The organism is Nonomuraea sp. NPDC004580 (assembly GCF_040609855.1).
Classification (GTDB): Bacteria; Actinomycetota; Actinomycetes; order Streptosporangiales; family Streptosporangiaceae; genus Nonomuraea; species Nonomuraea salmonea.
This window is the reverse complement of the sequence record NZ_JBEXLH010000050.1, coordinates 26,067-50,742: the sequence shown is the minus strand read 5'-3', so window position 1 is coordinate 50,742 and position 24,676 is coordinate 26,067. Positions and strand designations below refer to the sequence as shown.

Sequence of the window (24,676 nt, the reverse complement as noted above, 5' to 3'; positions counted from 1 at the left end):
AGGTAGCTGAAAGGCGTCCATGAGCAGGCAGGCGACGGAGATGCTGAAGGGCACGCTCGAGGGCATCGTGCTCGCGATCCTGTCCGGCCGTCCCGCATACGGTTACGAGATCACCGCGTGGCTGCGCGAGCAGGGCTTCTCCGACATCGCCGAGGGCACCGTCTACGCGCTGCTGGTCAGGATCGAGCAGCGCGGCCTCGTGGACGTGGAGAAGGTGCCGTCGGAGAAGGGCCCGCCACGTAAGGTCTACTCCCTCAACGCGCGGGGACGCGACCACCTGGACGAGTTCTGGAGGACCTGGAGCTTCCTCGCCGAACGTCTCGAACAGCTCCGCGAAGGAGGCCACCCATCATGACCGCCGAAGGCGAGCCCAGAAAGGGCCTGCGACGCTACGTCGAAATCGTCACCGGCCCGCTCGAGCACAAGAAGCGCTACCGCGACTACAAGGCGCGCGTCGAGCGGCTGCCCGAGAGCCACCGCACGGCCGTCGAGGCGCTGCAGCGCTACATGATCTACTTCGGCCCCGGCACCGGCGAGAGCCTGCTGACGATGCTGGAGGACCTCGCCGACCTCTTCGAGCAGAGCGCGGTGAGCGGGACGTCGGTGCGGGAGATCGTCGGGGACGACCCGGTCGAGTTCGCCGAGACGTTCCTGCGCAACTACCCCGAGGGCCAGTGGCTGGGCCGCGAGCGCACGCGGCTGGCCACCTCCATCGATCGCGTCGCGGACGACAGGCCCGACGCAGAAGGGAGCTGACAGGACAGCTCAGCAAGGGCCGGCCATCAGCGATTCGACGTCGTCGCCCAGGCCGCCGGCCGCTGAGCCGGTCAGGCGATGAGCAGGCGCAGGCCGAGGTCGGCCGCGTCGAGGCCGAGGAGGTCGCGGTTGCGCTCGGCCCAGCGGCCCGAGCCGAGGTCGGCGCGCAGGTCGTGCACGGCCCGCCGCTCGGCGTCCGGCCCGACCTTGACCCAGACGGACACGCCGCGGCGCACCCGCTCGTCCAGGTAGGCCTCGGGCCGCCGCCAGAACGCCTCGAAGAAGCCGTCGGCGCAGTCCCACGGGACGGGCACCGGCTCCACCCTGGCGCCGATGGCCTCGGCGAGCTCGGGCAGCGAGGGGCGGCCGGTCAGCAGATCGGCCACCTCGGGCAGGTAGTCGCGGGTGAGCCAGAACCGGTCGAGCCACCCGGCGCGGCTGGTGTCGTGGGTGAACACCACCACGCGCCGCGCCACCCTGCGCAGCTCGCGCAGCCCGGCGATGGGGTCGGGCCAGTGGTGCAGGGACGACACCGACATCGCGGCGTCGAAGGAGCCGTCGTCGAAGGGCAGGTGCTCGGCGGTGCCGATGAGGCAGGGGGCCGCGCCGGGGGCGCGCTGGGAGCGCATGAGCGCCGACGGCTCGACCGCGAGGACGTGGCGGCCGGCCGGTTCGTAGGAGCCGGTGCCCGCGCCGACGTTCAGCACGGTCCTGGCGTCGCCGAGCGCCGCCTCGATCTGGGCCGCGATGCGCGGCTCCGTGCGCCGGGTGACGGTGTAGCCGGCTCCGATGGTCTCGTACAGCTGCGCTTGGGACATGTCCCCATCCCAGCATCCCGGGCGGCGTACGGGAAGGAGGAAGCGGGGAAGGGGGGAGCGCGGGCGCCGCTGCGGAGCGCCCGCGCCTTGTCCGGCGCGACGGCCCCGGCCAGGGCGAGTCCGGCACCGCCTGGCCGGTCGAACGGCAGGTCGCCGGGGAAGAGGCCGGCGCGGCCGGCCGTGGAGGGGGGTGGGGGCGGCCGGCCGCGCCTGGAGAGAGAGCACAGGAGGTGGCGTCGCCCTCGGGGGATGGGGGAAACGCCGTCAGCGTGGGGTCGTCGAGGTGTCCTTTCCCGGGGTCCTGGATGGCGTGCGCCAGCCTAGGAACCGCCGCCACATCGGCACCACAATCCCGCTACACGGGCCGTCAGGCGGTCGCCGTCACGGCCTCGACGTGCAGCAGCGCCGACTGCTCAGGGAACAGGGGCGGCGCGGCGATGCCCGCGGCGGCCAGGGCGGAGCCGGGCAGCTCCAGCTCGCCGGACACCCAGGCGGGCGCGGCTCCCCTGGAGGCGACCGGGGTGAGCGGGCGGACGCGGTAGACGGTCTCCGGGTCGAGCCCGGGCAGCCGGACGGGGCCGGGCGGCCAGGTGGCGGGGCGGCCGAGCACGGCGATCTCGTAGACGGCCTCCGAGGCGTCGGGCGCGACGACGCCGTGGGCGCGCACGCCCTCGGGCGTGTCGTCCACGCGGACCATCGTGCCGGTGTGCAGCAGCTCGCGGTGGCGCTTGTGCAGCGCGACCCAGCCGGCCAGGTCGTCGAGCTCGGCGTCGGTCAGGGAGGTGAGGTCCCATTCGATGCCGTAGTGGCCGAAGAACGCGGTGGCGGCGCGGAAGCCCAGTTCGTGGCGGCGGCCGGTGGTGTGGGAGCGCTCGGCGCCGATGTGGCTGCCGATCAGCTCGGGCGGCAGGAGCTGGGCGGTCCAGCGCAGGATGTCCTGCCGCTCGGCGGGGTCGATGCAGTCGCTGGCCCAGACGCGGTCGGTGTGCTGCAGAATGCCGAGGTCCACGCGGGCGCCGCCGGACGAGCACGCCTCGATCTCCAGCCGGGGATGAGCGGCGCGCAGCTCGTCGAGCAGCCGGTAGACGGCCTCGGTCTGGGCGTGCACGGCGGGCCGGCCGCCGTGGGCGGTGGAGCCGGGGTCCACGAGGTCGCGGTTGTGGTCCCATTTGAGGAAGTCGAGGTCGTACTCGCCGACGATGGCCAGCAGCCGTTCCTTGACGTACGCGTAAGCGGCCTCGTCGGTGAGGTCGAGCACCTGCTGGCGGCGGGCCGGCGGGGGCAGCCGGTCGCCGGCCTTCAGGATCCACTCCGGGTGCGCGCGGGCCAGCTCGGAGTCGGGGTTGACCATCTCGGGCTCGACCCACAGGCCGAACTCCATGCCGAGCTTCCTGACCCGCTCGGCCAGCGGGTGCAGCCCGTCGGGCCAGACGGCGGGGTCCACGTACCAGTCGCCGAGCCCGGCGCCGTCGTGGCGGCGGCCGAGGAACCAGCCGTCGTCCAGCACGAACCGCTCGACGCCGACCCGCGCGGCCCGGTCGGCGAGGTCGAGCAGCCGGTCGAGGTCGTGGTCGAAGTAGACGGCCTCCCACGTGTTGAGCACCACGGGGCGGGGGCGTACGGGGTGGGCGGGGCGGGCGCGCAGATGCTCGTGGAAGCGGTGGGCGGCCTCGTCCAGGCCGCGCCCGTAGGTGGCGTACACCCACGGCGTGCGGTACGCCTCCCCCGCCGCCAGCACGACCTCGCCGGGCAGCAGCAGCTCGCCGCCGCCGAGCATGGTGCGGCCGGTGGCGGTGCGCTCGGCGTAGTGGCGGTGGTTGCCGCTGTGGCCGACGTGCACGCCCCACGCCTCGCCGCGCCGGAACCCGAGCCCGGCGGTGGCCGCGAACAGCACGGTCGCGGCGTCGGCGCCGGTACGGCCGCGCCGGTTCTCCCGCAGGTGGGTGCCCACGGTGAGCGGGCGGCGCTGCGGCACGCGTTCCTTGGACCACCGGCCCGCCTGGTCGAGCAGCTCGACGGCGTTGCCGTGGACGGGGAAGACGAGGTTGAGCGCGTCGAGCGTGTAGGGCAGGTCGTGCCCGTTGCGCAGCTCGGCGCGGGCGCGCAGCAGCCCCGACGGGTCCAGCTCGACGGTGACGGTGAGGCCGAGCCTGGCGTACGGGTCCGTGGCGGCGGCGACGACGCGCTGCCCGTGCTGCTCGCACGTCACGTCGGTGAAGGCGGGCGACCAGCCGCCGCCCCCGTCGTGGTGGCCGGACAGGCCGGGCGTCCCCATCCATCCGGTACGCGCCTCCGGCACGATCGCGGTGCGGATCGGCACCTCGACGGTCTGGTCGGAGCGTGGCCGCAGCTCGGCGGCCAGGTGCTCCAGGGCGCCCGCGCCGAGCGGCCCCAGGTCGGGCCCCCAGTACAGAATCGCCGGCAGCGCGTCGGGCGGGCATTCGAGCACCACCGACACGCCGGCGGCTCGGAGATGGTGGAGATGCATGCGGTTGCTTTCCGTTTGAGGATGGTGTGGCGCCGTCAGCCCTTGAGCCCGCCGCTGAGCAGGTCGAGCCGCCAGAAGCGCTGCAGGAAGAGCAGCAGCGCGATGAGCGGGATGACGGAGACGGCGGCGCCGACGATGGCGATGCCGTACAGGGCGGGCTCGGACGAGCCCTGGGCGAGCAGGGTGTAGAGGCCGACGGTGATCGGGAACTTCGACTCGTCGGAGAGCATGATGTACGGCAGCAGGAAGTTGTTCCACGTGCTGACGAAGTGCAGCATGAAGATCGTCACCATGCCGGGCACCATCATGGGCAGCCCGATCGTGCCGAGGATGCGATATTCACCGGCCCCGTCGATCCTGGCGGCCTCCAGGGTCGCGTCCGGCACCGACGCGATGGCGTACACGCGGGCCAGGTAGATGCTGAACGGCGAGATGAGGCCGGGCAGCAGCACCGACCAGTAGCTGCCGACCAGCCCGGTCTGCGCCATGAGCAGATACTGCGGGATGGCCAGCGTCATGCCGGGCACCAGCACGCCGCCGAGGATGGCGTAGAAGAGCACGCTCCGGCCGCGGAAGTCGTACTTGGCCATGCCGTAGCCGGCGAGCGTGGAGATCAGCGTCGAGGCGGCCGAGCCGACGCCGGCGTACAGGGCGCTGTTGCCCGCCCAGGTGACGAAGCGGCCGTCGCCGTAGGTGAACAGGTCGCGCAGGTTGTCAAACAGGCCCGTGCCGGGGGCGAAGGTGAAGGTGGAGAACAGCTCACCGCTGGACTTCGTGGCGGCCACGACCACCCAGGCGACCGGCACCAGGCAGTAGAAGGCGCCGACGAGCAGCACGATCGTGGGCAGGATCTTCGCGCGCTGGTGCGGCAGCGGCCCGCCCGCCGCCTTCGCCGCGCGCCGTTCCGCTGACGCGCGGGTGGCGACGGCGCTCACGACATGCCTCCGAAGGCGCGCTTCTGGGTGACCTTCAGCAGCACGACGGAGACGGCGAGCGTGCCGACGGCCAGGATGACCGAGGCGGCCGAGGCGAGCGGCAGGTCGTCGCGGACGAAAGCGCTGGTGTAGATGTGCATGAGCGGCACCCAGCCTTGCGAGATCTCGGTGGTCATCGGTTTGAGCGTGGTCGGCTCCCCGTACACCTGGAGGGTGCCGATGAGCGAGAACAGGCCGGTGAGCACGAGCGCGGGCGCCACCAGCGGGATTTTCACGTGCCAGGCGATGCGCCACTCCGACGCGCCGTCGATGCGGGCGGCGTCGGACAGCTCGGCGGGGATGCCGCGCAGCGACGTGAAAATGATGATCATGTTGAAGCCGACGCCGCCCCAGATGGCGATGTTGGCCAGCGAGGGGAAGATGCCGCCCGCGCCGAGGAACGGGATCTCGCCCAGCCCGAGCCTCTCGGTCAGGTAGCTGAACGGGCTGGTCGAGGGCAGGTACATGAAGCCCCACAGCAGCGACGCGGTCACGCCGGGGATCGCGTACGGCAGGAAGATCGCCGTACGCGAGAAACGGCGGGCCCGCGAGCCCGCGTGGTCGAGCAGCAGCGCGAACAGCAGCGCCAGCCCCAGCGTCAGCGGCACGCTGATCAGCCCGTAGAGCGCGAGCCGCCCGAACCCGGACCAGAACTCCGGGTCGGTCAGCGTGGTGCCGTAGTTCTCGAGGCCGACGAAGACCTCCTGGCGGGTGCCGAAGATGCCGCCGCCGGTCAGCCGCAGCCCGCGCAGGCTGAGGTAGAGCGCGTAGCCGATGGGGATCGCCAGGAACGCCACGAACAGCAGCACGGCGGGCGCGACGAACACGTACGGCGCCCGCGTGCTCCTCCTGGCCCGTGCCGGGGCGCTCACGGGCCGGCGACCTTGAAGCCCGTGGACCTCATGTCGTCCACCACCACCTGCTGGGTCTTCTTCAGCGCGTCCACCAGCAGCGTCTTGTCACGGACGGCGGCCGCCACGGCGTCCTGGAAGGCGCTCTCGGCGGTCTTGACGTTCGGCCCCCAGCTGATGTGCGGGATCGTGCGCTGGGCGGCCTTGGTCGCGACCTCCCAGTAGTCCTTCTGCCCGGCGACCAGCGCGGGCGGGTCGCTCTGCGCGGTCGCCTGCTGGCCCGCGATGGCCGCGGGGTACTCGCCTGCGGTGATCTGGATGTCGTACGCGGTCTTGTCGGTGTTCATCCAGGCGGCGAACGTGGCGGCGGCCTGCTGGTGCTTGGAGTTCTTGCTGACGGCGATGGCGCTGCCGCCCTGGAAGGCCACCCGGTCGTCGCCCTCGGTCCACTGCGGCAGCGGCGCGATCGCCCAGTCGCCCGCCTGCTTCTCCGCGACGCCGTACAGCACGCCGGGGGCCCACAGGGCGCTCGGCCAGCTCAGGATGTTGCCCTTGTTGAGCTGGTTGTTCCACTCGGGGGTGAGCAGCGGCTGGGCCTTGACGAGGTCCTTGTCGATGAGGTCCTGCCAGAAGGCGGCGACCTGGGTGGAGGGTCCGTCGGCGATGCCGACCGTCCAGGTGTCGCCGTCGATCTTCCACCACGACGAGCCGGCCTGCTGGGCGAGCCCGGCGAAGTTGCCGAACTCGGCAGGAGCGAAGGTGGCGAGGTAGGCGTCCTTGTCCTTCTTGCGTACCTCGGCGGCGACGGTGGCGAAGTCCTTCCAGGTCTTCGGCGGCTCGATCTTCAGCTCGTCGAAGCGCTTCTTGTTGTAGACCATGACCATCGGGCCGATGTCCTGCGGCACGCCGTAGACGGCGCCGTCGAAGCTGGTCAGCGACCACACCTCGGGCGTGAAGGCGTCCTTGATGGCGCCGGTGTGCGCGGAGATGTCGGCCAGCGCCCCGGCCACGATCATGGCGGGCAGCGTCTGGTACTCCAGGCAGGCGGCGTCGGGCGCGTTGCCGGCCCGGCTGGCCGTGAGGAGTTTGGTGGCCGTGTCCATGCCGCCGCCGGCGTCGGTGTGCCGCACCTGGATGTCCGGGTGGGCCTTGTTGAACGCCGCGACCTTCTCCTTCTTCCCGGCGCCCCAGCACCAGAACTGCAGCGTGACCGGCCCCGTCTCGGCCGCCTGCGTGGCGGTGCCGCCGCTCTCTCCGGTGCCGGACGAGCAGGCGGCCAGCATGACGGCCAGGCCGAGTGCGGCCACCGAACGGGAGACCCCTCTGATACGCATCCGCGTCTCCTTCCAGGCAAAGCGCCAACTTGGCTTTGCAGGAAAGCCAACTTAGAGAACAAGTGAGGCGCATGTCACTACTTCTGCACAAAGTCACCGGGACACGAGTGAGCCTGGACGGGTGTTAGCTTTGCTACAAAAGCAATGAAAGGGAGGCTGGCGTGATGGCCGTCCGGCCCCGAAGATGGGGCGGCATGTGGGACTCGTTGCCCGACGCCGCGCGCTCCATCGTCAAGGAGCTGATCATCCACGGCCCGCAGTCCAGGACCGCGCTGGCCAAGACCCTGCACCTGTCCACCGGCAGCCTGACCAGGCTCACCAAGCCGCTGGTCGACGCCGGTCTCCTCGTCGAGCGCGAGGTGGTGCACGACCCGGTGAACGGCCGCCCGACCCGCCCGCTCGACGTCGCCGCCGCCGAGCACCGCTTCCTCGGGCTCAAGCTCACCGCCGACCGCGTGCACGCGGTGGTCACCGACCTGCGCGCCGAGGTCCTCGCCGCCCGGGACGAGCCGATCGCCGACCACGACCCCGACGCCGTGTGCCGGCAGGCCAGGCGGCTGCTCGACGAGCTGTCCGACGGCGCGGGCGCGCCCGTCGGCGCCGGCGTGACGCTCGGCGGCAACGCCCGCGCCGCCACCCACCTCGGCGGCGAGCAGCTGGTGGACGCGCCCTTCCTGGGCTGGCGGCAGGTGGAGCTGCGGCCGCTCATGGAGCGGGCGCTGAGCGTGCCGTGCGTGGTGACCAACGACGTGGCGGCGCTCGCGCACCAGCACCACTGGTTCGGCCCGGGGCGGGGGCTGCGCGACTTCGCGCTGGTGACGATCGGCGCCGGCATCGGGTACGCGCTCATCACCCACGACCACCTGATGCCGGCGGCGGAGGCGGACCTCGGCATGTTCGGCCACCTGGTGCTCGACCCCGGAGGGCCGCCCTGCCCCGAGGGGCATCGCGGGTGCGCGGCGGCGTACCTGTCGAGCCGGTCGATCGAGATGGCCGCGGCGCTGGCGCTGCGGCGGGAGGCCGGCTACGACGAGGTCATGCGGCTGGCCGCCGCGGGCGAGCGTGCGTGCCGCGCGCTCGTCCGCGACTCAGGCCGCGCACTCGGCAGGCTCATCGGCGTCGTCGCGACGATCTCCCTGGTCAAGACCGTGATCCTGGCGGGCGAGGGCGTCGAGCTGGCCCGCGTCGCCAAGGACGACCTCGACGCGGCGCTCACCGAGCACCGGCGCGGCCTGCCCGGCTCGGTCGAGGTGGTGATCGAGTCGGACGACTTCCGCGAGTGGGCGCGCGGCGGCGCGGTCGTCGCCATCCAGAGCTTCATCACCGGCAGTGATTGACGGGGGTCCCGCGCGGCCGGTTCCGGGCCCCCGTTACCGTCTTGAAGCAGCCCCTTGACCGGGTGCGCGCCAGAAGGAGTCCGCTTGAAGATCACCGACGTCGAAGTCCTCGTCACCAGCCCGGGACGCAACTTCGTGACGATCCGCATCCGCACCGACGAAGGCGTGTACGGCATCGGCGACGCCACGCTCAACGGCCGCGAGCTGGCCGTCGCCTCCTACCTGCGCGACCACGTCGCCCCCTGCCTGATCGGCCGCAACCCGTTCCAGATCGAGGACATCTGGCAGTACCTCTACCGGGGCGCCTACTGGCGGCGCGGCCCCGTCACGATGACCGCGATCGGCGCGGTGGACATGGCGCTGTGGGACATCAAGGGCAAGGCGCTCAACGTGCCGGTCTACGAGCTGCTCGGCGGCGCGAGCCGCAACGGCGTCATGGTGTACGGCCACGCCAACGGCCAGAGCGTCGGCGAGGCGGTGGAGGCCGTCGGGCGCTACCTCGACATGGGTTACAAGGCCGTGCGCGTGCAGGCCGGGGTGCCGGGGCTCAAGGGCACGTACGGGGTGGGCAGGGGCGAGCTGTTCTACGAGCCCGCCGGCGAGGGGCTGCCCGCCGAGGACGCGTGGAGCACGGAGAAGTACCTGGCCACCGTGCCGGAGCTGTTCGCCAGGGTGCGCGAGGAGTACGGCAGGGACGTCCACCTGCTGCACGACGCCCACCACCGGCTGACCCCGATCGAGGCCGGCCGGCTGGGGCGGGAGCTGGAGCCGTACGCATTGTTCTGGCTGGAGGACGCGGTGCCGGCCGAGCAGCAGGAGGCGTTCAGGATCGTCCGGCAGCACACCACGACGCCGCTGGCCGTCGGGGAGATCTTCAGCACCGTCCACGACGCGACCCTGCTGCTGCGCGAGAACCTCATCGACTACCTGCGCATGACCGTCGTGCACGGCGGCGGCATCACCCACCTGCGCACCGCGGCGGCCTACGCGGCCGTCCACCACGTGCGCACCGGCTGCCACGGCGCCACCGACCTGTCGCCCGTCACCATGGCCGCCGCGCTGCACTTCGACCTGTCGATCCCGAATTTCGGCATCCAGGAGTACATGCGGCACACGGCCGAGACCGACGAGGTGTTCCCGCACGCCTACACCTTCGCCGACGGCTACCTGCATCCCGGCGACGCGCCAGGGCTGGGCGTGGACTACCGGGACGACGTGGCGGAGCGGTTCCCGTACCGGCGGGCGTACCTGCCGGTCAGCCGGCTGGAGGACGGCACGATGTTCAACTGGTAGCTCCCGCTGATCCGTTTCCGGCCGCCCGCTTCCCTCCGAGAGGTCCTCGATGACGCTTCACCCCTCCGAGTCCGAACTGCTGTCCGACGAACTGGAGCTGGCCGTCGAGGCGGGTGAGCGGTGGTGGGGCGGCTCGGTGGACGACGGGCTGTCGATGCCGTTCGGCGCGCGGCCGTTCGCCCGCGACCTCGCCGCGCCCAGGGAGCTTCTCGGGCCGTCCAACCAGAGCGCCCCCGTGCTGCTGTCCACGCGGGGGCGGGTGGTGTGGTCGGAGCGGCCGTTCGCGTTCTCCTTCGAGGACGATGTTCTGCGGCTGTCGGGGCGCGGCATCGGGGTCGGCAGGGCAGGCGGCGGGGCGGGGGACAGCGCGGACGGCAGAGCGGGCGGCGGCGCGGGCGGAACGCTGCGCGAGGCGTTCCTGTCGGCCTCGCGGCGCTTCTTCCCGCCGTCCGGGCGGGCCCCCGCCCGCGCGCTGTTCTCCGGGCCGCAGTACAACACGTGGATCGAGCACCCGTACACGCCGGCCCAGGACGGCGTGCTGCGCTTCGCCCGGGACCTGCTGGACGGCGGGATGCCGCCCGGCGTCGTGCTGATCGACGACCTGTGGGCGGAGGACTACGGCACCTGGCGCTTCGATCGTGCCCGCTTCCCCGACCCCGCCGCCATGGTGGCCGAGCTGCACGCGCTGGGCTGTTCGGTGATGCTGTGGGTGGTGCCGTTCGTCAGCCCGGACTCCGCCGTCTTCCGCGAGCTCGAAGGGCGGGGGCTGCTGCTGCGCGACGCTGCCGGCGAGACCGCGATCCGGCGGTGGTGGAACGGGTTCAGCGCCACCCTCGACCTGACCCACCCCGGCGCGGTCGCGTGGATCACCGGCCGGCTCGACGCGCTCATCGAGGAGACCGGGGTCGACGGCTTCAAGTTCGACGCCGGCGACGTGCGCGACTACCGGGCCGGCGACCGCACGGCCGAGCCCGCCGAGCCGGTCGACCTGTGCGAGGCGTGGGCGCGGGTGGGGCTGCGGTATCCGTACAACGAGTTCCGGGCGTGCTGGCGGATGGGCGGGCAGCCGCTCGCCCAGCGGCTGCAGGACAAGCCTGCGCTGTGGGGGCCCTCCGGCATCGGATCGCTGATCCCCGAGATGCTCGCGCAGGGCATGATCGGGCATCCGTTCGTCTGTCCCGACATGATCGGCGGTGGCGAGATCGGGTCGGTGTCCGCGCAGGGGGCGACCGATCAGGAGTTCTTCGTCCGGTACGCCCAGATCGCCGCGCTCAGCCCCATCATGCAGTTCTCGGTGCCGCCCACCCGCGTGCTCGACTTGGTGCACCTGGCCGCCGTCCGCGACGCGCTCGCCGTCCGCGCCTCGCTGCTCCCCCGCATCCTCGGCCTGGTGGACCACGCCGCCGCCACGGGCGAGCCGATCGTACGGCCGATGGCGTACCACGCGGCCGGCCTCGACGACGTCACCGACCAGTTCTTCCTGGGTCCCGACCTCATCGTGGCACCGGTGACCGCGCAAGGCGCCACCGAACGGACCGTCGTCCTGCCGGAGGGCCGCTGGCGCGCCGACGACGGCACGGTGCTCGAAGGCCCCGCCCAGGTCACGGCCCCCTGCGACCTCACCCGCCTGCCCCGCTTCGAGCGGTTGCCTGCCGGGTGAGCGCACGGGCGAGGGCTCATGGAGGTCTACGGGTGCGGGTCCTCGGGGTCGTCGAGCAGGCGGAGGTCGGCGGGGCCGATCGTGGCGCTGGTCAGGAGTGCGGTGATGAGGTTGTGGTTGAGCGCGTTGCCGAGCGGCGGCGGGATCTCCTCCTCCAGCAGGCCGGGCACCTTGGCGCTGAGCCGCTTGCGGGTCTGGGTGACGACGTGGGCGGCGCGCTTGGCGGTCCACTGCTCGCCGGGGCGCAGGCGGCTCAGCTCGTCGGCGACCTGTGACCAGGTGAGCGGCTGCGGCCACGGCTCGGGACGCAGGTAGCGCTGGCCCAGGCAGGCCAGGACCAGCCGCTCGACGTCGCTGAGCGCCCAGCCGTTCGGCTCGCGGGTGTCGGCCTCCTCGCGGCTGCGCGTTTCGTTCGCCGCGGGGGCCGCCGTGACGATGCGTACTTCGAGCAGGTGCTCCTGCTCCGGCGCGACGATGAACAGCGGCGTGTACGCGGCCGTCAGCGGCGCCCGGTGCCCGGTGAGCACCAGCCGGCCACCGGGCAGGCGGATCGGCAGGGTGCCGAGGTTGCGCAGGACCCAGTGCCCGTCCTCGCGGGTGATGGATCCGTGGCGGCGGCTGACGTACGGGTCGTCGGGGCCGACGCAGACGTGCACGTCCAGCTCGCTGCGCCCGAACACCACCTCGAACCCGGCGTCGGGCGCCACCCTGATCCCGCCGCCGCTGCCCCTGACGTAGAGGGTGCCCCGCACGTCGGGCGGCAGCCCGGCCACGTCGTCGGCCGGCGACTTGGGCAGGAGGTGCACCTTGCTGCGGGGCCGGTGTTCGGTGCGCGCCATGTCGCAATCCTTTCCGCCTTCGCGTGGCCGCGTCAACGGCGATCAGGTCGCAGCACTCTCCGGGCGGCTCTCGATCCGCATCGACCGTCAGACCGCGACCGGCTCACGGCGGGCGGCGTAGCGGGAGGGCGGGCGGGGCAGGCCGTAGTGGGCGCGGAGGGTGTGGCTGTCGTACGCGTGGCGGAAGAGCCCGCGCGCCCGCAGCTCGGGCACCACGTGGTCCACGAACAGCTCAAGGCCGCTCGGCAGCAGCGGCGGCATGATGGTGAAGCCGTCCGCCGCGCCGTTGGAGAACCACTCCTGGAGCTGGTCGGCGATCTGCTCGGGCGTGCCGGCGACGACGCGGTGGCCGCGGCCGCCAGCCAGCCGCGACAGCAGCTGCCTGACCGTGAGACCGTCGCGCCTGGCCAGCTCGACGACGAGCCTGCGGCGGCTCTGCGCGCCCTCCGTCTCGACCGGCACGGCGGGCAGCGGGCCGTCCAGGTGCTCCTCGGTCAGCTCGACGCCGGTCATGTACGACAGCTGGGCCAGCCCGTACGCGGGGATGATGAGCTCCTCCAGCTCCTCCTCCAGTGCGTACGCCTCCTCCTCCGTCGAGCCGATGATCGGCGAGATGCCGGGCAGGACGAGCAGGTCCTCGTGCCGCCGCCCGTACGCGGCCAGGCGCCGCTTGAGATCGGCGTAGAACTCCTGACCGTCCTGGAGGGTCTGCTGGGCGGTGAAGACGGCCTCGGCGTGGCGGGCGGCGAACTCCTTGCCGTCCTCCGACGAGCCGGCCTGGACGAGCAGCGGGCGGCCCTGCGGGGTGCGCGAGGTGTTCAGCGGGCCTGCGACGGAGAAGTGCTCGCCGGTGTGGTCGATCGGGTGGATCTTGGCGAGGTCGGCGTACTCGCCGGCGGCCCGGTCGGCCACGATGGCGTCGTCCTCCCAGCTGTCCCACAGCTTGGTGACCACGTCGAGGAACTCGGTGGCGCGCGCGTAGCGGGTGGCGTGCGCGGGGCGTTCGATGCCGAAGTTGGCGGCCTCGGCCTCGCCTGCCGAGGTGACGACGTTCCAGCCGGCCCGGCCGCCGCTGATGTGGTCGAGCGAGGCGAACTTGCGCGCCACGTGGAAGGGCTCGTTGTACGTGGTCGAGACGGTGGCGATGAGCCCGATGCGCTCGGTGACGGTGGCCAGGGCCGTCAGCAGGGTCAGCGGTTCGAGGCCGCCGAGCGCGTTGTGGCGTACCTTGCCGGCCAGCGCGAGCCCGTCGGCGAGGAACACCGAGTCGAGCGTGCCGCGCTCGGCGATCCTGGCCAGCTCCTGGTAGTGGCGGACGTCGGTGAGTCCGGCGGGTGCGCTGCGCGGGTGGCGCCAGGCCGCCTCGTGGTGGCCGACGCCCATGAGGAAGGCGTTGAGGTGCATTTTTCGCGTCACGTTGGTTCCTCCAGATGAGAGCCGGGGGAGGGAAGGGCGGTGCCTCCCCCGCGCCCACCCCCGAAGCGGGCACGGGGCGAGGTGTATCCGTGAATCAGCGACACCGCGCGCTGGTGACGTGGCCGTGGTCCACGTGCGGGCGCCGGGTCAAAAGGAGGCCCTGGCTCATGGTCTCGAAGGTACGATCACCCTTCCGTTAAGTCAATATTTCCTACTAGCTTTACATGAAATTAGCTACATCAGGACGACGCAGCCGGCCTGCTCCAGCTCCGCCAGCAGGGACGGGTCGGGGTCGCAGGGGTTCCAGCGCAGGTCGAGCTTCTCCAGGGCGGGCATGCGGGTGACCCAGCCGGGCAGCCGGGTGAGGCGGTTGCTCCTGAGGTCCACCTGGCGCAGCAGCGGCAGGCCGGCGAGCGGCTCCGGCAGCTCGGCGAGCCGGTTGTCGCGCAGGTCGAGGTGGCGCAGCTCGCGCAGGCCCGCCACCGAGGGCGGCAGGTGCTCGATCGCGTTGCCGCGCAGCCACAGCTCGCGCAGCCGGGAGAGCTCGCCGAGACCGGCGGGCAGCGTGGTCAGCCGGTTGTGCTGGGCGCGCAGCTCGACCAGCGAGGCCATGCCGCCGAGCGACTCCGGCAGGGCGGTCAGCTCGTTCTCGCCGACGTTGAGGTAGCGCAGCCTTCTCAGCCCGCCGAGCGTGCCGGGCAGCTCGCGCAGGCGGTTGTCGTGCAGGTAGAGGCAGCCGCTCAGGGCGGTCAGCCCGCCCAGCTCGTCCGGCACGGTGGTCAGCTCGTTGTGGCCCAGGTCGAGGGTGACCAGCTTGTGGAGGCGGCCGATCTCGGGCGGGAGGGCTTTGAGGCCGGTCTCGGCGAGGATCAGCACCTCCAGGTCCGTACGCTCCCAGACCTCGCCGGGCACCTCGCCCAGCGGCCGGCGCCATAGGTTCAGCGTGTTCACCATGCGGTCCTCTCCCTCTATATCGGGGCCGGGTAGGGCATGCTGCTACCGGCCCTACCGAATCGCCTTTTTGGGAGCGTAACGATGACCGACCCCCTCGCCGACGACCCCCCGCTCGACCCCGGCTTCCCGGCCACCACCCCGGCGCTGACCTTCGAGAGCGCCGGCACGGACCTGCTGGGCGTCCTGCACGTGCCCGCCGGGCCCGGGCCGCATCCCGTCGTGGTGCTGCTGCACGGCTTTCCCGGCAACGAGCGGAACTTCGACCTCGCGCAGGCGCTGCGCCGGGCGGGGTACGCGGCGCTCGTGTTCCACTACCGCGGCTCGTGGGGCGTCGGCGGGTCCTGGTCATGGGCCCACGTGCTGGAGGACGCCGCGACCGTGATGTCCAGGATGCGCGAGCCTGATCTCGCCTCCGCCCATCGCCTGGATCCCGGGCGGATCGCGGTGGTGGGGCACAGCCTGGGCGGTTTCGCCGCGCTGATGACCGCGGCGGCGGACCCGTCCATCGCCGCCGTCGCCTCGATCGCCGGGTTCGACTTCGGTACGGTCGCCGCCCTCATCCGCGACGATCCCTCCCATCGCGGGGTCTACACGGAGGCGTTCGCCGACTCGCTCGGCCCGCTCCAGGGCACCAGCGGCGAGGCCCTGGTGGCGGAGATGGAGGCGGCCGGGGACGCGTGGCGCCTGGCCCGGCTCGCACCGCTGCTCGCGGACCGCCCGGTGCTGCTCATCGGCACCGGCCGCGACGACGTCACCCCCTCCGCGGTGCACCACGATCCGCTCGTAGCGGCGTACCAGGCTCATCCCGTCAAACGTCTGCACCACGATGTCCTGCCCACCGACCACGCTCTGTCCGACCACCGCGTCACCCTGGCCCGCATGCTCCTCGGCTTCCTGGGTCGTCACCTCTGACGGATCGACGCGGACACGCGAGCGGGCAAGGATCCGTCTCCGACTTGCACTGACATTCGCCGACAAGCTTCGTTGAGACGTTGGCGAGCTCTTCGAGATGCCAGCCCCAGCGCGATACACGTCAGCGATAGGCGTTCGGCATACTCCGCAGCGACGCTTGGCCGCACATTGCTTACGGGCTTACTGTCGAACACCAGCGGCATATAGCACCCCCGTGCAGTCATATGGGCACGGCTATTCCATGTAGTCGATCATCCAACATAGGAACCAACCGCAAACGTGCATCGCAGGGGAAAGAGACGATGAAAATCAAAGCTCTCATGCCCGTCAGTCTCGTTATCGTCGGACTAGTTGCCATTCCCAGCGGACCTGCATCGGCGTCCAGAAATTCTTCCCATTATCACGCCTCGACGAACTGCAACTTAAGCAAGACCACGATAAAGAAGAAGATCAAGGCTAAGTTCGGCCGTCAAGGCAATAAGGCAATCCGAGTGGCGATATGCGAGTCCAGTCTTAATCCTTGCGCCGGGATCACCACTCCGTCTCAAGGTCTTTTCCAGTTACGCGTTGGATTGTTCGACGGAAATCTTCTGGATGCTGACAATAACATCAAAGAAGCTTATCGGGCGTATAAGACACGAGGGGGATGGAAGGCATGGAGGCCCTTGTGCCACAATGCCTGATCACGGACGACCGAACAGGCCGACGCACAAGCACATTCACCCCAACAGGAACTTCCGCACACCACCGGCGCCGCCTAAGGCTGCAAGCCCCTTTCGCCCTGTTCCACGGTAAGGCGCGTCTCCGTGGCCAGACCATCACGCGACCGGCCCAGCCCATGACCACCTGGTTCCGTGCGAGCCCCATCGGTGGCTCCTTTTGGCGTCACCGCCTTCGCGCACCAGCAGCATGCCAGTACGCGTCGACGACGATGGAAACACCGACACAGGCCAGGCAAATGACCCCAGCGCCCAGGGTCCTACTCCCTGCCAACGGCGCAGCAGTTCCGTACACTGCGACGCTGCGACCCCCGCCACGCGGGCACATCCCGTCATTGAGCACCAGTCTGAACTTGCCATCGGCTCCGTCGACGAACTGGACACTCGGCCCAGGCCAATATGAGCGGCAGGCACCAACACCGCTCACCGCGTGGTGGTCATATCACTACGACCCTCAAAGAGCACCTCAGAAGAGAACCACCAAGTTCATTCATTCTGAAGCAGGCTCTCTGATCGATGCCCAGGGTGGTGATTAGGCGGCTTCCTCGTGGCCGCGCAGCTGCGAGCACGCGTCGCAGGACGTCCGGTCCGGCGCCTGGAGCAGCTGGTCGAAGGAGATGAAGACACCGCAGCCCCGGCAGATGCCGTAGAGCCCGCGGTCCATGCGTTCGAGTGCGGCCCTGATGCGGCCGGCGGTGGCCCGGTCGAGCACGGGGTCGGTGGCGGCGAGCCGGTCGTCGAGCAGCTCGCGCAGCTCCTCGAGCCGCTCCAGGTGCTCAGTGTAGTGCTGCAGGTGGGTGTGGACTGATCTGTCGTCGGCCATGACGCTGATCTGCTCCTCGCTGGACGCGAAAGGAAAGGACGGCGTCCCCATCGGATACGGGGTTGCTCCAGCGGCACGCTGGAGTGACGGTGATCGTGAAGACAGGGGTGGCGTCAGATCAGGGGTGGGCTGCGTGAGCCCGCGGTGCGGTGCCCGAACTGCTGGGGGTCGCCGGTCAGGTCCCCTTCGGGACGTGGCGCGGGCGGCAGCGCGAGGTGGGCGGCCTCGGCGTGCCGCATGCCGCGCAGGGGCGGCCACAGCGTCAGCACGGGATGTTCGCGGACGCTGGTCGCCTGCGGTGGCAGGCTCGACAGGCCGTCGTCGCCGGCGTGTTCGTCGCTGGTCTTGCTGGGGGCCAGGGCCGATCGGGGGACCTGGTCGGGTTCGTACCAGCCGTTGTGGGCGCCGGTCATCAGGCCGGCCGCCAGCAGGGACAGCAGGAGCAGGCCCATCACGCCGCACCGCGCGAGGGAGCCTCGTGGTGTCGTGGTGCCCCACGGTCCCGTCATAAGCCCGACCATAGCCCAGACCGTACGAAAAGGCATTCAACCGCCGACGTCGGTCCGGCCGGATCGGGCGAGCAGGCCGTCGATCCGCCGCAGCCGTACCGCCGGACCGCTCAGATCTCGCAGATCGTGAACGGCTTCGACATGGTCCGCTTGTTGTGGGTGAGCAGGCTGAAGACGACCGTGTGCCGGCCCGCGGGGAACGAGCTCAGCGGGTTGCGGCGCAGCACGTCCTGGCCGTTGGTGATGAAGCCCGACAGCCGGCCCTCGTCCTGGCCGTCCACGACCCAGCGGTAGCCGTACTCGATCTGCCTGCCCTTCGGGCCCGTCAGCGTGGCGACGGCGAACGTGCTCGGGTGGTAACAGTCGCCCATCTTCATGCCGTCGAGCGTCAACGACACCAACGAGACCGTCCCCCCTGAGGGCTTCTTCGTGGTGCGCGGCGCGGAGGTCTTCGGCGCCGCCGTCGTGGGCTGCTGCGTCGGCTTCTGGGTGGTCTTCATGGGAGCGGGGCGGTTCGTCCTGGGCGGGGTGGAGCGCTTGGACGGTGAGGTGATCGTCCTGGGCTGGCCGGTCGTGGTGGCCTGCGGCTCGCGCTCCTCCGCCCGTTCAGGGGCGGGCGTCTGTACGGGTGGCGCCGCCACGCCGCTCTTCCCCGGTGGCAGCAGCGTGATCACGCCCGCCGCCAGGGCGCCGGTCACCACCACCGCGCCCGCGCCTATCAACACCGCCGTCCTGTTGCCGCGTCTCCTGGGGGCAGCGGTGGGTGGTCCTGAGGGCGATGCCGCCTGTGGGGGCATCGGCGGGGCCGGGCGGGAGCCGAGCAGCCAGAGCAGCACCTCCTGCATGCTCGGCCGGGCCGCCGGGTTCTTGGCCAGGCAGGCCAGCAGGATCGGCCGCAGCGGCGGCGGAACCTCCCCAAGGTACGGCTCGTCGTGCAGGATGCGGCGGATCACAGCGGGCAGCGAGTCGTTGCCGAACGGCGGGCCGCCCGTCGCGGCGAACACCATCACCCCCGCCCACGCGAACACGTCCGTCGCCGGGCCGACGGGCTCACCGGCGAGCTGCTCCGGAGCCATGTACGACGGCGTGCCGACGATGCTGCTCGTCACGGTCAGCGAGTGGCCCATGGCGCGGGCGATGCCGAAGTCGATCACCCGCGGCCCGTCGCGGCCCAGCAGCACGTTGGCCGGCTTGAAGTCGCGGTGCACGACCCCGGCCCGGTGGATCGCGGCCAGCGCCGTCGCCGTCGCGACCGCCAGGCGTTGCAGGTCGGCGCCGGTGTGCCGGCCGGCCTGGCTGAGCGGGGGCCCTTCGACGTACTCGGTGACGATGTACGGCCGACCGCCCAGCGACGCGTCCAGCACCTGCGCGATGCAGAACGGCTCCACCTGCCGCGCCGCCTCGACTTCCTTGGCGAACCTGTGGTCGCCGGCGTACCCGTCCAGCAGCACCTTGACGGCCACCCGCTGTCCGTCGGGCGCCTCCCCCAGGTACACCACGCCCTGGCCGCCCTCGCCCAGCCGGCCGAGCAGCCGGTACGGGCCGATGGCCGCCGGGTCGTCCGGCTTGAGCGGCGCCATCACTCGGTCCCCGTGGGGCAGACGCGGAAGCTCAGCGACCGGGAGATCCTGCTGGGCGAGGTCAGGCGGAGCGTGACCGTGTGGGAGCCGACGTCGACCAGCGGGCCGCTGAGGTGCTGGGTGTGGATGTCGGAGATGTACGCGGACGAGCCCGAGACGACCTTGCCGTCCAGGATCCACTGGTAGTCGAAGCGGGTGTGCAGCTTGCTGCCCTCGACCACGGCGAACGTGTTGGACTGGCCGACCTGGCAGTCCTGGGTGTTGGCCTTGCGCGCGCCCTGGGCGACCAGCGAGGCGATGCGCAGCGTGCCGGCGCCCGACGAGGCACGTTTGGTCGGCTTAGTCGTGGCTTTCGTCGTCCGCGTCGCGGGGGTGCGGGTGGGCTGTCTCGTCGCCGGGGTCGCCGGGGTCGCCGGTCTGGTCGTCCGCTGCGCCGGTGGCGGGGTGGTCCGCCGCTTGCTCTTGCTGGGGGACGGGGAGGTGGTGCGCTTGGATCGCTTACCGGTCGTCGTCACGGGTGCGGGGGTCTTCGTCGTCGTGGTGGCGAGGGCTTGCGTGGTGGGACTCCGCTGGTCGTCACCCCAGATGCTCGTGACACCCCAGGCGACGCCGCCCGTGACCACCAGCGTCACGGCGCTGGCGACCCCGGCGACGAGCCACGTCCTGCTCGCCCCACCGGAGGCGGCGGCCCGGCCGGGAGCGGTCGGCGCCCCACTCCGCGCACCGCCATGCGAAAAGCCACCCTGGCCAGGCCCGCCGAAACCGTAGCCCGCGTCACCGGTTCCGGGACCGCCGTAGCCCGCCTCACCGGGACCAGGACCGCCGAGAACGTAGCCCGCCTCGCTGGGACCGGGGCGGCCATGCCCCATACCGCGCGCCGCCGCCTGCGGCCCGCCCGCCGCGTGGAAGCTCGGGTGCTGGGGGCCGCTGCCCAGGAGGCGGAGCAGCACGTCCTGCATGGTCGGGCGGCGTGCGGGGTCCTTGGCCAGGCAGTGCATGACGACCGTGCGCAGCGGCTCGGTCAGGTCGCCGAGCCGGGGCTCGTGGTGCAGGATGCGGTTGATCACGGCGGGCAGCGTGTCCTCGCCGAACGGCGGGCCGCCGGCGGCGGCGAACACCATCACCGACCCCCACGCGAACACGTCCGCCGCCGGTCCGACCGGCGCCCCGGCGAGCTGCTCGGGAGCCATGTACGCGGGTGTCCCCATGATCCCGCTGGTCCCCGAGGGTCCGGCCGTCGCCGAGCGGGCGATGCCGAAGTCGATGACCCGCGGCCCGCCCGGCCCGAGCAGGACGTTCGCGGGCTTGAAGTCGCGGTGCACGATGCCGGCCTGGTGGATGGCGGCCAGCGCGGTGGCCGTGGCGACCGCGAGCCGTTGCAGGTCCGCGCCGTGGTGGCGGCCGGCCTGCTGGAGCGAGGGCCCTTCGACGTACTCGGTGACGATGTACGGCCGATCACCGGCGGAGGCGTCGAGCACCTGCGCGATGCAGAACGGCTCGACCCGCCGCGCCGCCTCGACCTCCTTCACGAACCGGTCCCCGCCACCCCCGTCGCGGAACACCTTGATCGCGACCAGCGCTGAGCCGGGTCGTTGGCCCAGGTAGACGACACCCTGCCCGCCCGACCCCAACCGGCCGAGCAGCCGGTACGGGCCCACGGCGGGCGGATCGCCCTCCCGGAGCGGTTCGGCCTGCGGCATGACTCCCCCGTGTGAACACCCATTGGATCTTCAGCACCCTAGCGGCCAAGCCCGACATCACATGAAACATCACCCAAACCCACCCCACCCCCACCTCTGGCCAAGACCCCGCCTTCACGCCCAGAGGCTGGTGCGCCTTCTCCTTTGTCTGGGTGGGGTCAGGTCTTTTGGGGGCGGGGGGTGCCGTACGCGTCGTGGGGGGTGTCGGCGTAGGCCCACTGGTGGTCTCTGGCGTGGCGGCAGGCCGATTCCACGTCGCCTGTGCGCATCACGTCCAGGAGGTCACGGTGTTCGTCCGCGACGCGTTCCAGCTCGGGGCTGGTGACCATCAGGGCGATGGCCGTGCGGGCCTCGATCTGCAGGGCTTCCCAGGCGCGGGTCAGCAGGCCGTTGCCGCCGGCCTGGACGACGTGGCGGTGGAAGCGGGCGCTGGCCAGGCCGATGCCGGTCATGTCGGCGGCGCGGGCGCAGGCGTACATGTCCTCGACCGCCGCCTCCAGCAGGTCGTACGGGAGCGCCCCCGCCAGCATCGCCAGCCGGGTCGCGGTCTCCTCCAGGGCCGCGCGCATGATGTACGCCTCGCGGATCGTCTGCTCCGCGAAGGGCAGCACGCGGCTGCCGTGCCGGGGCCGGCTCTCGATGAGGCCGAGCCCTTCGAGCTGCCGCAGAGCCTCGCGGACCGGGGCCTGGCTGGTGCCGTACTCGGCGGCGATCTTCGTCTCGATCAGCCGCTCCCCCTCGCCCAGCTCGCCGGTGACGATGCGGCGCAGCAGGCCGTCGCGGATCTGCCGGCTCAGGGTCGGCCGGCTGGAGCGCGGCGCGGTGGACGGGTGGGCCGGGTGGGCCGTGGGTTCTGGCACCAAACCTCCCTCCGGAAATCCCTCTTGACTCTCAAATCATCTCATCTACGTTCAAATTATCGATATCGATAATTGGAGCGAAGATGCTGATATCGGTTGAGATGCCGGACAGTGCCGACGCGGCGCACGCCTACCTCCGAGACGGTGCACTCCCCCTGGGCGGCGGCACCCACCTGATGGCCAAGCTGGACGACACGGCCGGCACCGACGTACGCCTGGTCAGCCTGCGCAAGGCGGGCCTGCGCGGCATCGACGCCGAGGACGGCGCGGTCACCCTGGGGGCGGCCACCACGCTCGCCGACGTCGAGGACGATCCCCGGCTCCCCTACCTGTCCCCCTGCGTGCGCTCGATCGCCGCACCGCCGGTCCGCAACCTCGCCACCGTGGCCGGCAACCTCTTCGTGCCGCAGCCGTACGGCGACCTCGCGGCGGCCCTGCTGGCCCTGGACGCCGAGCTGGACGTCCTGGGCGCGGACGGCGCCCGCCGCGAGCCCCTGGAGCGCATCGCGGCAGAGGGCCTGCCCCGGGGCGACCTGGTGACGCGGGTCCGGTTCGCCGCCCCGGCGCCGGGCACCTTCCGCTTCCACAAGGCGGCCAGGCGGCGGCTCAACTCGGGCTCCATCGTCACGGTCGCGGCCAGGGTCACGGTCGAGGACGGCGTGGTCGCCGACGTACGGCTGGCCGTCGGCGGGCTCACCCACCGCCTGGTACGCGCCACCGGAGCAGAACGGGCGCTGCTCGGCGAGCCGCTGACCCCGGCGGCCGTCGACCGCGCGGCGGAGGCGGACGCCTTCGAGCCGGTCGGCGACGCCTACGCCTCGGCCTGGTACCGCGCCAGGGTCTACCCCGTCCACCTGCGTCGCGCCCTGCTCGGGGCATGAAAGGGGAACGCATGCCGTCAAGGATCGTCACGCTCACGGTGAACGGCGCCGAACGCGAGCTGATCGCCCGGCCCTCGACCACACTGCTGGCCGCGCTGCGCGAGACGTTAGGGCTGATGGGCGCCAAGCGCGGGTGCGCGCAGGGCGGGTGCGGCAGCTGCACGGTGCTACTGGACGGCCGGCCGGTGGTCGCGTGCCTGATCCCCGTCGTGACGGTGGACGGCGCGGCGGTGGAGACGATCGAGGGCCAGGCGGACGGCGAGCGGCTCAGCGACGTGCAGCAGGCGTTCGTGGACGGGTTCGCCACGCAGTGCGGCTTCTGCACCCCCGGGATGATCATGTCCGCCACCGCTCTGCTCGACCGTAACCCGGACCCCACCCGCCAGGAGGTCGCCGAGGCCGTCTGCGGGAACGTCTGCCGCTGCACCGGCTACGAGCCGATCATCACCGCCGTCCTGACGGCCGCGGAACGCCGCCGCGAAGCGGCAGCCGAGCCCGGTACGCGCGAGCCCGGTACGCCCGAGACAGCGACGCCCGAGACAGCGACGCCCGAGACAGCGATGCCCGAGACCGCGGGGGCCGACCGATGACGCCTCGCCTCACCCCCATCGACACCGCGTACTTCACCCAGGAGCGGACGGGCGACTTCGCCGTCATCGGCGCCCCCGTCCAGCGCTCGGACGCCCGTTCCCACGTCACCGGCCGCACGGCGTTCTTCGAGGACATGACCCCGCCGGGCCTCACCCACGTCAAGATCCACCGCTCCACCCGGCACCACGCCCGCATCGACAGCGTGGACGTCTCCGCCGCCCTCCAGGTGCCGGGCGTACTGCGCGTCATCACCCACGAGGACGTGCCGAACAACTGGTACGTCGTCCTCCGCCTGATCGGAGTCGGCCCCGACGACGAGCCGGTGCTGGCCGAGGACCGGGTGCTGTACCGGGGCGAGCCGATCGTCGCCGTCGTCGCCGAGACCGAGGAGGCCGCCCGCGAGGGCGCCGCCAAGGTCGTGGTCGGCTACACCGACCTGCCGGCCGTGCTCGACGTCGAGGAGGCGCTGGCCGAGGGCGCGCCGATCATCAAGCAGGCCGGCACCAACCACTTCGTCTACGAGGGCCACCACTGCCGCCGGGTCCGCTTCGGCGACGTCGGGCGGGGCTTCGCCGAGGCGGACCGCATCATCGAGGGCCGCTACGACTCCTCCCCCATCGAGCACGCGCCGACCGAGCCGACCGGCTGCGTGGTCGTCCCGCAGGGCGACGGCAGGCTGCGCATCCACAGCGACACGCAGGCCGCCTTCTTCACCCTCGACAACACCGCGCTCATCCTCGGCGTCCCGCCCACCGACCTGCGGGTCGTCGGCGGCACCGTGGGCGGCGGCTTCGGCGGCAAGGTGGACGTCATCGTGGAGCCGCTGGCCTGCCTGGCGGCCCTGCTCACGGGCCGGCCCGCCAAGTACGTCTACAGCCGCGCCGAGGAGATGCAGGTGTCGTCCACGCGCGCGGCCGAGCGCATCTACATCAAGGACGGCGTGATGGACGACGGCCGGATCGTCGCCCGCCAGGTCAGGCTGTACGTGGACGCGGGCGCGTACTCCCGGCACAGCCCCTACGGCGTCACCAAGGCGGCGGCGCACATGCCGGGCCCGTACACGATCCCGAACGTGCACGTGGACTGCTACTGCGTCTACACCAACCGCACGCCGTCCAGCGCCATGCGCGGCTTCGGCGTGACGATCGGCGACTTCGCCCTGGAGTCGCACATGGACCGGGTGGCGAGGGAGCTGGGCATGGACCCGCTGCGACTGCGGCTGCTCAACGCCTACCGCGACGGCGACATGAAGGCGCACTGCAAGATCGCGTCGGGCACGGCGCTGGTCGAGGTGATCCAGCGCGCCGCCGACCTGGTGGGGCACGAGCTGCCACCCGAATACCGGGCGATGTCGTCCACCGAGCGAGCGGAGGGCTGAGCA

Annotated in this window: 22 protein-coding genes; 9 read left to right on the top strand and 13 right to left on the bottom strand. The window is 71.7% G+C overall.

Features of this window, described 5'->3' with window-relative positions; all coding sequences use genetic code 11:
• The first annotated feature begins 19 nt into the window (after positions 1-19).
• Both ABZW11_RS35040 and ABZW11_RS35035 read left to right on the top strand, forming a co-directional pair.
• Entirely contained in the window at positions 20-355 is a 336-nt protein-coding gene (locus tag ABZW11_RS35040) for a PadR family transcriptional regulator (RefSeq protein ID WP_355426811.1), read from the top strand.
• On the top strand, positions 352-756 hold the full coding sequence (locus ABZW11_RS35035) for a DUF1048 domain-containing protein (RefSeq protein WP_355426808.1): 405 nt from the start codon (positions 352-354) through the stop codon (positions 754-756). Before ABZW11_RS35040 ends, ABZW11_RS35035 begins: the two co-directional genes overlap by 4 nt.
• Before the next feature lie 71 nt (positions 757-827).
• Here ABZW11_RS35035 and ABZW11_RS35030 read toward each other — a convergent pair whose 3' ends face one another.
• The 5 genes from ABZW11_RS35030 to ABZW11_RS35010 form a co-directional block, all read right to left on the bottom strand.
• A complete protein-coding gene (locus ABZW11_RS35030; protein ID WP_355426805.1) occupies positions 828-1,574 on the bottom strand; it encodes a class I SAM-dependent methyltransferase in 747 nt (248 codons plus the stop codon).
• Between the two features lie 367 nt (positions 1,575-1,941).
• The gene (locus ABZW11_RS35025; protein ID WP_355426802.1) at positions 1,942-4,062 is read right to left on the bottom strand and encodes an alpha-galactosidase; all 2,121 of its coding nucleotides are present in this window, start codon (positions 4,060-4,062) and stop codon (positions 1,942-1,944) included.
• 35 nt (positions 4,063-4,097) lie between these two features.
• A complete protein-coding gene (locus ABZW11_RS35020) occupies positions 4,098-4,997 on the bottom strand; it encodes a carbohydrate ABC transporter permease (protein WP_355426799.1) in 900 nt (299 codons plus the stop codon).
• Positions 4,994-5,908 carry a sugar ABC transporter permease gene (locus ABZW11_RS35015; protein WP_355426796.1) on the bottom strand — a complete coding sequence of 305 codons (915 nt, stop codon included), beginning with the start codon at positions 5,906-5,908 and terminating at the stop codon, positions 4,994-4,996. The genes ABZW11_RS35020 and ABZW11_RS35015 overlap by 4 nt, the downstream gene beginning before the upstream one ends.
• Positions 5,905-7,221: a sugar ABC transporter substrate-binding protein gene (locus ABZW11_RS35010; protein ID WP_355426793.1), complete on the bottom strand. Its 1,317-nt coding sequence runs from the start codon at positions 7,219-7,221 to the stop codon at positions 5,905-5,907. Before ABZW11_RS35010 ends, ABZW11_RS35015 begins: the two co-directional genes overlap by 4 nt.
• 194 nt (positions 7,222-7,415) lie before the next feature.
• Between ABZW11_RS35010 and ABZW11_RS35005 the strand changes: the two genes are divergently transcribed.
• From ABZW11_RS35005 to ABZW11_RS34995, 3 genes are all read left to right on the top strand, one after another.
• Positions 7,416-8,558, top strand: a complete 1,143-nt coding sequence (locus ABZW11_RS35005) for an ROK family transcriptional regulator (protein ID WP_355426791.1) — start codon at positions 7,416-7,418, stop codon at positions 8,556-8,558.
• An 84-nt stretch (positions 8,559-8,642) separates the two neighbouring features.
• Entirely contained in the window at positions 8,643-9,851 is a 1,209-nt protein-coding gene (manD, locus tag ABZW11_RS35000; protein ID WP_355426788.1) for a D-mannonate dehydratase ManD, read from the top strand.
• A gap of 49 nt (positions 9,852-9,900) precedes the next feature.
• On the top strand, positions 9,901-11,511 hold the full coding sequence (locus ABZW11_RS34995) for a glycoside hydrolase family 31 protein (RefSeq protein ID WP_355426785.1): 1,611 nt from the start codon (positions 9,901-9,903) through the stop codon (positions 11,509-11,511).
• 26 nt (positions 11,512-11,537) lie between these two features.
• Here the strand turns inward: ABZW11_RS34995 and ABZW11_RS34990 are convergent, their stop codons facing one another.
• From ABZW11_RS34990 to ABZW11_RS34980, 3 genes are all read right to left on the bottom strand, one after another.
• The gene (locus ABZW11_RS34990) at positions 11,538-12,350 is read right to left on the bottom strand and encodes an FHA domain-containing protein (protein ID WP_355426782.1); all 813 of its coding nucleotides are present in this window, start codon (positions 12,348-12,350) and stop codon (positions 11,538-11,540) included.
• 87 nt (positions 12,351-12,437) lie between these two features.
• The gene (locus tag ABZW11_RS34985; RefSeq protein WP_355426837.1) at positions 12,438-13,754 is read right to left on the bottom strand and encodes an LLM class flavin-dependent oxidoreductase; all 1,317 of its coding nucleotides are present in this window, start codon (positions 13,752-13,754) and stop codon (positions 12,438-12,440) included.
• 246 nt (positions 13,755-14,000) lie between these two features.
• Positions 14,001-14,720 carry a leucine-rich repeat domain-containing protein gene (locus ABZW11_RS34980; protein WP_355426780.1) on the bottom strand — a complete coding sequence of 240 codons (720 nt, stop codon included), beginning with the start codon at positions 14,718-14,720 and terminating at the stop codon, positions 14,001-14,003.
• A gap of 81 nt (positions 14,721-14,801) precedes the next feature.
• Between ABZW11_RS34980 and ABZW11_RS34975 the strand changes: the two genes are divergently transcribed.
• Positions 14,802-15,632 carry an alpha/beta fold hydrolase gene (locus ABZW11_RS34975; RefSeq protein ID WP_355426777.1) on the top strand — a complete coding sequence of 277 codons (831 nt, stop codon included), beginning with the start codon at positions 14,802-14,804 and terminating at the stop codon, positions 15,630-15,632.
• 1,251 nt (positions 15,633-16,883) lie between these two features.
• On the opposite strand, the gene ABZW11_RS34970 is transcribed toward ABZW11_RS34975, so the two are convergent.
• The 5 genes from ABZW11_RS34970 to ABZW11_RS34950 form a co-directional block, all read right to left on the bottom strand.
• Positions 16,884-17,174 (bottom strand): hypothetical protein, encoded by a 291-nt coding sequence (locus tag ABZW11_RS34970; protein WP_355426774.1) that lies wholly within the window; start codon positions 17,172-17,174, stop codon positions 16,884-16,886.
• 113 nt (positions 17,175-17,287) lie between these two features.
• Positions 17,288-17,683 carry a hypothetical protein gene (locus ABZW11_RS34965; protein ID WP_355426772.1) on the bottom strand — a complete coding sequence of 132 codons (396 nt, stop codon included), beginning with the start codon at positions 17,681-17,683 and terminating at the stop codon, positions 17,288-17,290.
• A 110-nt stretch (positions 17,684-17,793) separates the two neighbouring features.
• Complete coding sequence (locus tag ABZW11_RS34960; RefSeq protein ID WP_355426769.1) at positions 17,794-19,263, bottom strand: protein kinase; 1,470 nt, start codon at positions 19,261-19,263, stop codon at positions 17,794-17,796.
• Complete coding sequence (locus ABZW11_RS34955) at positions 19,263-20,963, bottom strand: serine/threonine-protein kinase (RefSeq protein WP_355426766.1); 1,701 nt, start codon at positions 20,961-20,963, stop codon at positions 19,263-19,265. Before ABZW11_RS34955 ends, ABZW11_RS34960 begins: the two co-directional genes overlap by 1 nt.
• A gap of 158 nt (positions 20,964-21,121) precedes the next feature.
• Positions 21,122-21,823, bottom strand: coding sequence for a GntR family transcriptional regulator (locus ABZW11_RS34950; protein ID WP_355426763.1), 702 nt, complete (start codon positions 21,821-21,823; stop codon positions 21,122-21,124).
• Between the two features lie 83 nt (positions 21,824-21,906).
• Between ABZW11_RS34950 and ABZW11_RS34945 the strand changes: the two genes are divergently transcribed.
• Genes ABZW11_RS34945 through ABZW11_RS34935 form a run of 3 tightly spaced genes read left to right on the top strand, consistent with a single transcriptional unit; the run spans position 21,907 to position 24,673 of the window.
• Entirely contained in the window at positions 21,907-22,704 is a 798-nt protein-coding gene (locus ABZW11_RS34945; RefSeq protein WP_355426760.1) for an FAD binding domain-containing protein, read from the top strand.
• 11 nt (positions 22,705-22,715) lie between these two features.
• Complete coding sequence (locus ABZW11_RS34940) at positions 22,716-23,294, top strand: (2Fe-2S)-binding protein (RefSeq protein ID WP_355426757.1); 579 nt, start codon at positions 22,716-22,718, stop codon at positions 23,292-23,294.
• Positions 23,291-24,673 carry a molybdopterin cofactor-binding domain-containing protein gene (locus ABZW11_RS34935; protein WP_355426755.1) on the top strand — a complete coding sequence of 461 codons (1,383 nt, stop codon included), beginning with the start codon at positions 23,291-23,293 and terminating at the stop codon, positions 24,671-24,673. The genes ABZW11_RS34940 and ABZW11_RS34935 overlap by 4 nt, the downstream gene beginning before the upstream one ends.
• Positions 24,674-24,676: the final 3 nt, after the last annotated feature.